At 71.4% G+C, this 11,589-nt stretch carries 6 protein-coding genes and 1 pseudogene; 5 read left to right on the forward strand and 2 right to left on the reverse strand.

Annotated elements, in window-relative coordinates; translation table 11 throughout:
• Window positions 1-42 precede the first annotated feature (42 nt).
• The 5 genes from mnmG (at window position 43) to VKV26_13480 (ending at window position 7,668) form a co-directional block, all read left to right on the forward strand.
• The gene (gene mnmG, locus VKV26_13460; GenBank protein ID HLZ70904.1) at window positions 43-1,995 is read left to right on the forward strand and encodes a tRNA uridine-5-carboxymethylaminomethyl(34) synthesis enzyme MnmG; all 1,953 of its coding nucleotides are present in this window, start codon (window positions 43-45) and stop codon (window positions 1,993-1,995) included.
• An 8-nt stretch (window positions 1,996-2,003) separates the two neighbouring features.
• On the forward strand, window positions 2,004-3,512 hold the full coding sequence (locus tag VKV26_13465) for an amidohydrolase family protein (GenBank protein ID HLZ70905.1): 1,509 nt from the start codon (window positions 2,004-2,006) through the stop codon (window positions 3,510-3,512).
• Window positions 3,509-3,871, forward strand: coding sequence for a hypothetical protein (locus VKV26_13470; GenBank protein HLZ70906.1), 363 nt, complete (start codon window positions 3,509-3,511; stop codon window positions 3,869-3,871). Before VKV26_13465 ends, VKV26_13470 begins: the two co-directional genes overlap by 4 nt.
• 114 nt (window positions 3,872-3,985) lie before the next feature.
• Window positions 3,986-4,771 carry a hypothetical protein gene (locus VKV26_13475; GenBank protein HLZ70907.1) on the forward strand — a complete coding sequence of 262 codons (786 nt, stop codon included), beginning with the start codon at window positions 3,986-3,988 and terminating at the stop codon, window positions 4,769-4,771.
• 368 nt (window positions 4,772-5,139) lie between these two features.
• Window positions 5,140-7,668, forward strand: a complete 2,529-nt coding sequence (locus tag VKV26_13480) for an HDIG domain-containing protein (GenBank protein ID HLZ70908.1) — start codon at window positions 5,140-5,142, stop codon at window positions 7,666-7,668.
• A gap of 71 nt (window positions 7,669-7,739) precedes the next feature.
• Here the strand turns inward: VKV26_13480 and purL are convergent, their stop codons facing one another.
• Window positions 7,740-10,055: a phosphoribosylformylglycinamidine synthase subunit PurL gene (gene purL / locus VKV26_13485; protein ID HLZ70909.1), complete on the reverse strand. Its 2,316-nt coding sequence runs from the start codon at window positions 10,053-10,055 to the stop codon at window positions 7,740-7,742.
• A gap of 229 nt (window positions 10,056-10,284) precedes the next feature.
• Window positions 10,285-11,417, reverse strand: a pseudogene (locus VKV26_13490) (IS701 family transposase).
• Window positions 11,418-11,589: the final 172 nt, after the last annotated feature.

Genomic DNA, 11,589 nt, shown 5'->3' on the forward strand with positions numbered 1-11,589 from the left:
GCCCGCGGCCTTCGCGTTGCCGCCGCGCGCGCACAAGAAGCGATGACGAACGATATCGACGGAGCCATCTACGACGTCGCCGTGGTCGGCGCCGGCCACGCCGGCTGCGAGGCGGCACTGGCCGCCGCGCGGCTGGGCGCACGGACGCTGCTGCTGACGATGAACCTGGAGACGGTGGCGCTGATGCCCTGCAACCCCTCGATCGGCGGGCCGGCGAAGGGGCACCTGGTGCGCGAGATCGATGCCCTCGGCGGCGAGATGGCGCGGGCGATCGACCGAACCTTCATCCAGATTCGCATGCTCAACACGGGCAAAGGCCCCGCCGTCCAGGCGCTGCGCGCCCAGGCAGACAAGCGTCTCTACATGCGCGAGATGCGCCGCACCATCGAAGACGAGCCGGGACTCTGCATCGAGCAATGCCTTATCGAAGCGGTGACGCCGCGGCCGGCAGAGGATGGCCTGCCCGAACACTTCCTGCTCCGCGGCGGCGCCGGCGAGCGCTTCCGCTCGCGCACGGTCGTGCTCACCACCGGCACCTCGCTTGCGGGGCGCATGCTCACCGGCGAACGGTCAGAGGTCGGCGGCAGGCGTGGTGAGGGCGCGGCGACGGCGCTCTCCGCCAGCCTGCGCGCCCTCGGTTTCCGCCTGGGGCGGCTGAAGACGGGCACGCCGCCGCGCGTGCACGCCGCCAGCATCGACTACACGCAAACCGAGCTGCAGCCCGGCAGCAGCACGCCGCTGCACTTCCGCTTCCAGCCGGAGAGCGATCCCGAAGCGTTCCCCGAGCCGAACCCGGCCTATCCGTACGTCGAGCGCGGCGGCTGGCGGCCGCAGATGCCCTGTTACCTTGTGCACACCACCCCGGAAACGCACGCCGTGATCCGCGCCAACCTCGACCGCGCGCCGATGTTCAACGGCGCGATCAGCGGCGTCGGCCCGCGCTACTGCCCCTCGATCGAGGACAAGATCGTGCGCTTCGCCGACAAGCCTTCGCACGGGCTCTTCCTCGAACCCGAGGGCTGGCAGACCGACGAGGTCTACGTGCAGGGCGCCAACACCAGCCTGCCCGAAGACGTGCAGGAGGCGATGCTGCGCAGCATCCCCGCGCTGGCCCGCTGCGAGATGCTGCGGCCCGGCTACGCCGTCGAGTACGACTACGTGGTCACCGATCAGACGCGCGTCACGCTGGAGGCGAAGGCGCTGCCCGGCCTCTACTTCGCCGGCCAGATCAACGGCACCTCCGGCTACGAGGAGGCCGCGGCCCAGGGCCTGATCGCCGGCACCAACGCCGCCCGCGCCGCGCAGGGCAAGCCGCCGCTGATTCTGGGCCGCGACCAGGCGTACATCGGCGTGATGCTCGACGACCTGGTCTCGCAGGAGCTGCGCGAGCCGTACCGCCTCTTCACCTCCCGCGCCGAGTACCGGCTGCTGCTGCGCCAGGACAACGCCGACCTGCGTCTTGCGCCGATCGGCCACGCGATCGGCCTGCTCGACGCCCGCCGCGCCGCCGCCGTCGAAGCGAAGCGCGAACGGATCGCCGCCGAGATCGCCCGGCTGGAGCGCACGCATCTGAGCGAGGCGATGCGCCGGGCCGGCGAGACATTGAGCGGTTCCCTGGGTGCACTGCGGCCGGGGCTGGCGGCCGCCGATCTGCTGCGCCGGCCCGAATGCGGCTATCGCGAGCTGCTGAGGCTGGGGCTGGGCGATCCAGCATTGGCGCCCGACGCCGCCGAGCAGGTCGAGTGCGAGGTCAAGTACCGCGGCTATCTGGAGCGGCAGCAGCACGAGGTCGAGCGCGTGCGCCGCTTCGACGGCCGACCGCTGCCCGCCGGGCTCGACTACGCCGCGTTGCACGGCCTGCGCACCGAGGCGAAGGAGAAGCTGGCCCGCTTCCAGCCGGCCACGCTCGGCCAGGCCGGCCGCATCGCCGGCGTCACGCCCGCCGACGTGGCCGTGCTGCTCGTGCATCTCGAGCGGCTGCCCGCGGCCGTCTGAGCCGCGCCGTGCTGCCGCTGGTGCTGCACCACGCCGACCTGCACACGATGAATCGCGCGCGTCCGCGTGCCGGGGCGCTGTTGATTCGCGACGGCCGCATCGCCGCCGTGGGCACCGACGCCGACGTGCGCGCGGCCGCGGGCACGAGGTACGACGCCATCGACTGCGGCGGCGACCTGCTGCTGCCCGCCTTCGTCGACGCGCACATCCACCTGCTGGCTTACGCCGCCGGCCTGGCCTCGGTCGATTGCTCGCCGGCCGCCGCCCCCGATATCCCGGCGCTGCTGGCGGCGATCGCCGCGCGGGCGGTGATCAGCGAACCGGGGCGTTGGATCCGCGCCGTTGGCTATCGCGAGACAGAGCTGCGCGAGCGCCGCCATCCTACGCGCTGGGAGCTGGACGCCGCCGCGCCGGCCAATCCCGTGCGCCTCATCCATGCAAGCGGCCACGGCTGCGTGCTCAACTCGCGGGCGCTGTGGCTGTCAGGCATCGGCCTGGAGAGCGAGGAGCCGGCCGGCGGCCACATCGGCCGGCGGCTGAAAGACGGCGAGCCGGATGGTCTGCTCCTCGGCATGAACGCGGCGGTCGAGCGCGCCGTGCCGCCGGCGGAGTACGCCGATTTGCGTACACAGGTCGCCGAGGCGGACCGCCGGCTGCTGGCCCAGGGCATCACGGCCGTCCAGGACATGGGCGTGCAAAACGACGCGGCCACACTGGCGATGTTCGAGCGGCTGCGGCAGGACGGCGCCCTGAGCGTGGCGCTGACGCCCGCGATCGGCATCGAGCCGTTCCTCGCCGGCAATCTCCCGCCCGGCTGGACGGGGATGGTGAAGATCGTGATTGAAGAGCTGGGCGACGAGCTGCACCCCGATGCAGTGACCCTCGGCGCACAGATCGGCGCGATTCACGCCCGCGGCGCCCGCGCGGCGGTGCACTGCATCGGCCGCCAGGCCGTGCAGCAGGCGATCGCCGCCTTCGAGACGCTCGCGCAACGGGAGCCCATCCGCGCGCGGCGGCACCGGCTGGAGCACGCGGCGCTCTGCCGGCCGCAAGAGGCGGGGCGCGCGGCGGCGCTCGGCCTGCTCGTCGTCTGCAACCCCGGCCTGCTCCGCCCGAACGGCGACCGCTATCTGCGTGATCTGCCCGCCGGCGATCTCCCCTGGCTGCACAACCCCGCCACGTTCGCCGCCGCGGGCATTCCTGTTGCAATCGGCAGCGACGCGCCGGTAGGCCCGCCCGATGCGCTAGGATCGATCGCGGCCGCTGCCTCGCGGCTGAGCGCCTCTGGGCAGCGGCTCCCAGGCAAGGTTGCGCCGCTCGCCGACGCGCTGCGGGCACATACGCTGCACGCCGCCAACGCCGGCGGCAGCGAACGCGAACGCGGCGCCCTGCGGCCGGGAGCGGCGGCGGACCTGGTCCGCCTGCCGGCCGCGGCCTTCGCTGACCCGGCCGTGCTGGGCGGAAGCCGGCCGCGCGTCATGCAAGCGGGAATCTGGAGAGACGGGGGACGCGAATGAAGCGAAGCGTTGCGATCAGCGGCGCCCTCGGCGGCCTCGTGTTGTGGTCCGCGCCAATCCTCTGGTCCGCTCCGGCCCAGCAAGGCCCTACGGCGATCACGATCGAGCCGCAGCCCGTGTACCGCGGCTGCAACTCGATCGTCGTGACCGCGCCGCTGGGCACGAGCTGGAAGGAGATCGTCGAACGCTTCGCCGATCCCTCGACGGTGCGCGGCGTCTGGCAGTTCGACAACGTGGCGCAGCGGTATCACGGCGTCTATTTCCCCAGCTCCACCGCGCCCACGGATGGCCCCGCGAGCAGCGCCGCCTCCGTGATGGGGCTGTTCTTCTGCGTCTCGGCCGACGGCAGTATCTCGTAAGGCCGGTTCAATCGCGGCTCGCATCGCCGCGAGACAGAACAAACGCCCGCACCCCGGGCAACCGTTGCTACGATCGCCGCACGGCCTGCTCGAGCGGGTCCGGCGGAGCGTGCCGTGCGAGCCACGCGTCTGGTGCATGGCGGAGCGCTGGCGAGCGTGGCGATCGCCGCCGTGCTGGTCCTCGGCTCGCAGGGTCGCGCGGCGCGGGCGCAGCTTGCGCCGGTGGTGCTCTACCCTCCGCAGATCGGCGCCGACGGCATCACCCTGACCTGGTCAGCGTCGCAGGCAGAAGCCTACTACGTGATCTACCGCTCAGACCCCGAGCACGCGGGCACAATCGCGATCACAACGGTCAGCGCGACGACCTGGTTGGACGAAGACGTCTACGCGCCGGGTCAGTACTGTTACTCCGTCTCCGTCAGTGTCGGAGACACGCACGCCGCAGGCTCGAACACCTGGTGTGTGCAGATCCTGACGGCGAAGCCGGGCGGCGTGGTGGGCAGCGTGGTCGGGCTCTTCCTGCCGCCCACGCCGAGTCCGACGCCGCAACCCGCCCCAACGCAGGCCACACCTGCACCGACGCCCACGGCGTCCCCGACGCCATCGGCCACGCCCGCGCCGGCGTTGCCCCCGGCGATCGCGGTCGACCCCGCCAGCCTGCCGGCCGGCTGCTCGGTTGCGCGGGTGCAGGCGCCGGCGGGGACGGCGATCAGCGACGTGCTCGCGCACGGCAGCGCGCCCACCGCCGTGCTGGCGGTCTGGGCGGTCGATCCGGCGGGCGGCCGGCTGCAATCGCTCTATTTCGAGGAGCCGAGCGCCCCTGCCGACCTGCCGCCACGCACCCTCTCCGACCAGCAACTGGTCTGGATCTGCGCGCTGGTGCCGGTGAGCTTCCACTGAGCCACCGAGGCGCCTATCCCTGGTTTCGCGGGCGAAACCTGTCCCTTCCCCTCATGTGCCATCATGTGCCGTCATAAGCCATCGTATGCCGTCATGTGCCTTGAGGAAGGGTAGATTCGAGAACTGCCGTTAGCTCGCGGACAACCCTTCCCGCATCGGGCCAGAGCGCAGCGCAACGGTGCTCGATGGGCGCTGGGCGCCCACGTCAGACCGAGACTTCCCATGCGGACGCGGCGTTCTTCGGATCGCCGCGAAACGGCGCTGTTGAAGCAAAGCGGGGTTAGGCCGCAGGAGCCTGAGCCGGCCAGTCTGCTATCATGGCCACGATCCGGGGCGGTTGCGCCCCGTGGGAACGTGGTGCTGGCCTTGTGACGCTGATCTCCACGCAGCAAGGCGCGCGGCCGCGGGGACGCACGGCCGTTTTCGTCGCGCTGCTGACGCTGCTGCTCGTCGCGATTCTCTTCCCCATTCTGCCCAGCCGCCTGCACGCGCACGAGGGCGACATCGCCTCCCAGACCGTGCGCGCCCCACGCGACTTCAGCTACAACAGCGATGTGCTGCGTCGCCAGCAGCAGGATCGCGCCCGCGCTGCCGTGCCGGACGCCTTCTCCTACAACGTCAACGTCAAGAACGATCAACTGGCGCGCCTGAGCGACATGCTCGCGCGGATCAACACGACGCTGGCGAATACCTCGCTCAGCCGCCCGCAGATGGCCGACGCGATCGGCGCGCAGGTCACATCGCTGAGCGCCGATCAACGCACAGCCGTGGTGCAGTTCAGCCCCCAGGAATGGAAGCAGGTCGAGGACGAGGCGACGCGGCTGCTCGGCACGGTGTTGGAAGACGCCTTCGCGCAGGCCGACGTGCCCAGCCGTAGCGCCAGCCTCACCAACCGCGTCAGCGTCGGCCTCACCGCCGTGCAGGGCGACGTAGCCGTGGCGCTGGTGCGCGGCCTCGTCGTACCGACCGAGCGCATCGACGATGCGGCGACCAAGCAGGCGCGCGACCAGGCGGCCGCCACCGTGCCGCCGCAGCCACAGCATTTCGCCGCGAACCAGGTGCTGGTGCGCGAAGGCGATGTGATCGACGCGCAGAAGCTGGAGTCGCTGCAAAATGCCGGCCTGTTGACCGTGCGCCTGCGCTATTCGGACCTTGGCGCGGTGGCGCTGCTGGCTCTGATCAGCAGTGCGGCGCTGGCGGCGTTCCTGCTGGCCTTCCATCCTGCGGTGCTCGAGGCGACCCGGCGACTGCTGTTGCTGGCCGTCATCGTCGCGGGTGCGGTGTTGCTGGCGAAAATCTACATGCCACTGGTGCTGCCGGACGGCAAGCGCCACTTCCTCGCCTTCGCCTTCCCGGCGGCAGCGGTGCCGATGCTCGTCGCCTCGCTCTTCGATACGGGGCTGGCGGTGGCGATCGCCGGCGTGGGCGCCCTGCTCGTCGCCTTCACCGCGCTCTACCTGCCCGATCTCTCCGGCATCGTCGGCCTCACCGCCCTGCAGCCGCTGGAGATGACGGCCGCCTTCTTCTTCTCCGGCCTGGCCGGCGTGCTGGTCGTCAACCGCGCCGAGCGCTTCAACCGCTTCCTGCTTGCCGGCGTCGCCGTGGCCGCGGCCGTGTCCGCGGTGCTGTTCGGCTTCTGGCTGCTGGACACGACGCATCGCCCGGCGGATGTGGGCTGGCTGCTGCTGGCGGGTGGGATCAGCGGCGTGAGCAGCTCGTTGCTCACGGTCGGCACCTTCGTCCTGCTGGGCACCGTGTTCAACGTCACCACACGCCTGCAGTTGATGGAGCTGGGGCAGCTCAACCAGCCCTTGCTGCGCCGCCTGCAGGACGAGGCGCCGGGCACCTTTCATCACAGCATCCTCGTCGGCAACCTGGGCGAGCGCGCCGCCGACCTGATCGGCGCCGACGCGCTGCTGGTGCGCGTGGGCTGCTACTACCACGACATCGGCAAGCTCTCGCGTCCCGGCTTCTTCATCGAAAACCAGCTCGGCGGCAAGAACCCGCACGAACAGCTCGACCCGCTCACCTCGAACCAGATCATCCAGGAGCACGTGCGCTACGGCGCCGAGCTGGCTCGGCGCCACCATCTGCCCGAGCGCGTGCGCGACTTCACCCAGGAGCACCACGGCTCGCGCGTCGTCGCCTACTTCTACCGCAAGGCCGCGGAGCGCGACCCGGAGATCGACCCGGCGATCTTCAGTTATCCCGGCCCGCGGCCGCGCAGCCGCGAGACGGCGATCGCCATGCTGGCCGACTCGACGGAAGCCGTGGTGCGCTCCTCGCGGGACCACAGCTTCGAGACGATCGACCGCCTGGTCGAAGGTGTCGTGGCGGAACGGCTGGCGGAGGGCCAGTTCGACGACTGCGCCCTGACGCTGCGCGACCTGCGCACGATCGCCAACTCGTTCAAAGCCACGCTGCGCGCCATCTACCACCCGCGCATCGAGTATCCGCAGCCGACCGAAGCGGAGAAGCGCCGCCTGTCGCGGCGCGCCGGCGCCGCCGCGGACGCCCTCGCCGCCGAGGAGCCCATCGTGCCGTCGCTGGCCACGGGCACGACGGCGCCGCGGGGCGAGCCGCTGCTGGGCGACGAGGCCGCGCCCTGGCCGGTGCCGGTGCGCGAGGATCCGCCGGCCGCGGCAGCGGCCCATGAAACAGCTCCGGCGCCCCCGTCTCCGCAGCCGGCCGCACAGCCGGTGGAAGGCGAGCGTGACGGCGCCGCCGAGCCGGCCGGCGACGACAGCGCGCTCACCGCCGACGCAACGCCCGCCGTCGAGCACGCCGAGGCAGCGCCGGCAGCCGGCGACGATCTTCCGGGCGCGCAGCGCCAGCGTTGGGAGGCGGCGGACGAGGAGCAGGAACGGCCCGCGCCAGCCGGCCGCCGCGCCGGTTGAGCCTCCGCCGGTCGCTCCGCAGCGGCAGACCGCGCCGCGCAACGCACGGGTGCGATCGCCGGAGTGTGGGCTTAGAGCGCCGGTGCAGCGACCCGATCGGGCAGCCCCGCCTCAAACACCTGCGCGAGTTGGGCGACCGGCAGATCGATGGCGCCCGCCAGGCGCAGGCGGTCGCCGTCGACGCGGCCCAGCGCCGTGCAGGGCACGTCTTCCTCGGCGGCGATGGCGCGCAGCGCCGCGGCGTGTTCGGGCCGCAGCGCGACGACGATACGCGACTGCTCCTCGCCGAAGAGCGCCGCGTCCGCGCGGCCCGCGATGCGGAGATCGGCTGCGTCGAGACCGTTGCCGCCGGCGATGCAGCACTCGGCCAGCGCCTGAGCCAGCCCGCCGTCGGCGCAGTCATGCGCGGCGCTGAGCAGGCCGCCGCGCGCCGCGCGCAGGCAGACCCGCTGCACCCGCCTGTCGAGCTCGAGGTCGATGCGTGGCCGCCCGGCCACACGGCCATGGATCGACGCCAGGTACTCGCTGGCGCCGAGCGCCGTCACGTTGCCGGGCAGGGCGCGGCCTGCTGACCCGGCGCCGAGCAGATAGACCTCGTCGCCGGCAGCGCGGAAGGCCAGTTCCAGGCGGTAGCGCACGTCCTCCAGCACGCCGAGCATGCCGGCCACGGGCGTCGGGTAGATCGCCTCGCCGTTGGTCTCGTTGTAGAGGCTGACGTTGCCCGAGATCACCGGCGTATCGAGCACGCGGCAGGCCGCGGCCATGCCGCTGATGCAGCGCTCGAGCTGGTAGTAGACATCGGGCTTCTCCGGGTTGCCGAAGTTGAGGCAGTCGGTCACGGCCACGGGCTCCGCGCCGGTGCAGACGACGTTGCGCGCCGCCTCCGCCACCGCGATCGCGCCGCCGGCGTACGGATCGAGGTAGCAATAGCGGCCGTTGCCGTCGGTGCTGAGGGCGATGCCCCGTTGCGTACCGCGGATCCGCAGCACCGCCGCGTCGGCCTCGCCGGGCGAGATCACGGTGTTGGTCATCACCTGGTGGTCGTACTGGCGATAGATCCAGCGCTTGGAGGCGCCGTTGCCGCCGGCGAGCAGCCGCATCAGCGCCCGCTCGGCCGCGTTCTCTCCGGCCGCGCCGCGGGCGAGATCGAGATCGGGGAGCGCGGCCAGATCCGCGTCTTGCAGGCTCGCCAGCCAGGCCGGTTCGACCACGGCGCGACGGTACTGCGGCGGGCTGGTCAGCTCGCGCACAGGCAGGCAGGCCAGCTCGCGCTCGCCCTCCATGATCCGCGCCGTGCCGTCGGCGGTGACTTCGCCGATCACGTCGGAGCGCAGCTCCCAGCGGGCGAACAGCTCGCGTACGCGCTCCGCGCAGCCCCGCTTCGCGATCACCAGCATGCGCTCCTGCGACTCGGAGAGCATGACCTCGTAGGCGCTCATGCCCGCCTCGCGCCGTGGGACTTTGAGCACATCGATGCGCAGGCCCGTGCCCGCCTTGGCCGCGCACTCGATCGCGGAGCTGGTGAGGCCGGCCGCGCCCAGGTCCTGCAGGCCGACGATCCAATCGTGCCGCACCAGCTCCATGCAGGCTTCCATCAAGAGCTTTTCCATGAAGGGGTTGCCCACCTGCACGGCCGGCCGGCGCTCCTCCGACTGCTCGTTCAGCTCCACGCTGGCGAAGGTCGCGCCGTGGATGCCGTCGCGGCCGGTGTCGGCGCCGACCAGCACCAGCACGTTGCCCGGTCCGTCGGCCCGCGCCTTCACCAGCTCGCCCACGCGCGCCACGCCCACGCACATGGCGTTGACCAGCGGGTTGCCGCTGTACGACGGCGCGAAGACGGCCTCGCCACCGACCGTGGGCAGCCCGATGCAGTTGCCGTACCAGCCAATGCCTTCGACCACGCCGGCGAACAGCCGCCGGTTGCGGGCAGCGGTCTCGCTCTCTTCGATCGAGCCATCCGCCGCCTCGAGGGAGCCGAAGCGCAGGGAGTCGAGCAGCGCCACAGGGCGAACGCCCATGGCGAAGATGTCGCGGATGATGCCGCCGACGCCGGTGGCCGCGCCCTGAAACGGCTCGATCGCGGAGGGGTGGTTGTGCGACTCGACCTTCATCGCCACGAGCCAGCCGTCGCCGATCTCGACGGCGCCCGCGTTCTCCTCGCCGGCGCGGGTGAGCACGCGCGCCCCTTCAGTGGGGAAGAGCTTGAGCAGAGGACGGCTGTTCTTGTAGCCGCAGTGTTCGCTCCAGAGGGCGCCGAACATGCCCAGCTCAAGCTCGTTCGGCTCGCGTCCCAGCCGCTGCACCACGAGCGCGTATTCATCGCGAGAGAGGGCGATCTGGTCGAGGAAGCGCTGATCGACGGTCATGCCCGCAGCGTAGCCGAGCACGGGCTCGTGGCCAACGGCCGTTCTGTCGATCTGGTCGCCTGGGGAGCTGCGGCTTAGTATTACCGTGACCGTTTAGCGCCGAGGATGGTGCGTCGGCGGCGGACGTGGCAGTGGCGGGCGACGGCCTGATGCCGTCTGCGCCAGCGCGACCAGGCGATCACCTCCGCTGGTGGGTGACCGGTAGCGAGTCGGATGATCCGGTGACGCAGCTCGGGGACGCTGATCGGCACCTGCTCGGTGTGCGCCGGATCCCCCTTTTTGCCCGCGTTGCCTCCACCGCAAGGATCGCCAGTGCCCACAGGGCCAACGTCATATGCCGGTGCCAGCCCTGCCAGGAGCGGACTGCGTAGTGGTCCAGCCCCACCTGCCCCTTCGCCTGCTTGCAGACGGTCTCGATGCTCCAGCGTGTGCCCGCCACGCGCACCAGCTCTGTCAGCGCGGTGCCGTCGGGGGCGTACACGAGATCGTAGGCCAGTTCGGTGGGATCGCTGAGCGAACGACGCACCAGCAGGCCGTGCGTCCACCCGTCGCGGAGCGCCGGTCGGCGCGCGAGCGAGAGCCAGTCGTACAGCCGTTCCCCCTGGGCGCCGTCCCCGCAACTCAGCCGCTGCCAAGGCTCGGGCGCCTGCGCCGCCGCCAAGGTGTCCGCGTGGTGAGAGCCGATCGGCGGGCAGGGCGGGCAGGTGGGCACCGTCTGGGTGCGCTTCACCGCGAGCACATCCGCCTGCTCGCGCGCTTCCAGCGCCTGGCGGAAGCTCCCATCACCACCCTAGACCTCGTCGGCCGTGACCCAGGCCACCGCCACCCCACCCGCCAGCGCCCGCTCGATCAGGCCAAGTGCGAGCTGCGGCTTGGTCTGGAAAGACACGTCCTCCGGCACACCGCCACCCGTGCGGCGCTCGCCGTTTGCGGCCCACTCCTGCGGCAGGTACAGCGCGCGGTCCAAACCGACACGTCCCTGCGGACTCGCGTAGCCCAGAAAGACGCCGATCTGGCAGTTCTCGATGCGCCCCGCGGTGCCACTGTACTGGCGCTTGACGCCCACCGACTTGCGCCCCTGTTTGAGCAAGCCCGTCTCATCCACGACCAGCACCCCGCCCGGGTCACCCAACTCCGTCATCACGAAGTCACGCAGCTCATCGCGCACGGCGTCAGCATCCCAGATCGAGCGGTCCAGCACGCGCTGGATCGCCCGCGGTTGGCGGTAGCCCAACGCTTCGGCCAGTTGCCAGCCGTTCTTGCGTTCCACACCGCTCAGCAGACCGCGCACCTACGCGCAGGCGTGGCGATGGGCTGCCGGCCGACGGAACCGTGGCCGCAAGCGCCCCTCCACCACAGCGATGGCACGCGCCGTTGCGGCAACGGTGCGCGTTTCGTGCTCTTCCACTGGCACCGGAACCTGTCAACCTTGTTGAGACAGCCTTCGCAGGGAATTAGGGAAGGATTGTCTGCGTTACATCAGGCGCCTGCACGCGCGGAGGCGCCGGCTTGTTGATCCAGGCCGCCGTTGGCAGTGGCGGCGGGGTGGGCGCTT

It is taken from the genome of Dehalococcoidia bacterium (genome assembly GCA_035310145.1).
In the GTDB taxonomy this organism is placed as follows: domain Bacteria; phylum Chloroflexota; class Dehalococcoidia; order CAUJGQ01; family CAUJGQ01; genus CALFMN01.

What these genes read in the sequence shown, in the direction of transcription:
- mnmG (HLZ70904.1), top strand. Translation starts at nt 43, where the DNA reads ATGACGAACGATATCGACGGAGCCATCTACGACGTCGCCGTGGTCGGC.
- VKV26_13470 (HLZ70906.1), top strand. Translation starts at nt 3,509, where the DNA reads ATGAAGCGAAGCGTTGCGATCAGCGGCGCCCTCGGCGGCCTCGTGTTG.